Origin of the sequence: Bartonella sp. P0282, assembly GCF_048452985.1 — a bacterium.
Lineage (GTDB): Bacteria > Pseudomonadota > Alphaproteobacteria > Rhizobiales > Rhizobiaceae > Bartonella > Bartonella choladocola.
Genome location: NZ_WTFO01000022.1, coordinates 1 through 228 on the forward strand (window position 1 = coordinate 1; position 228 = coordinate 228).

Here is a 228-nt window from a genome sequence, read left to right on the forward strand (position 1 = left end):
ATTATACGATTGTACCGGAATATAATAACGAGCCCGTGGGTTCTCTTTCAGACACTGTGACATTGGGAGCCGGTGATCCTGTTGACAAGGATGGCGACGGTAATGCGCGTTCAACATTCATAGCCAACCCACACTTGATCGTCGCAGACAATACCGCCACCTCGCTATTGACCTTTAAGGCCCAGGACAAGTATGGCAATGCGGTAGTTGGGAAAGCCGGGAACTTGA

1 protein-coding gene is annotated in these 228 nt (G+C 50.0%); it reads left to right on the top strand.

Annotated features, from left to right (window positions below):
- Nucleotides 1-35 precede the first annotated feature (35 nt).
- A partial coding sequence (locus tag GQS64_RS11995) for a hypothetical protein (protein WP_198231769.1) occupies nt 36-228 on the top strand: 193 nt, incomplete at its 3' end.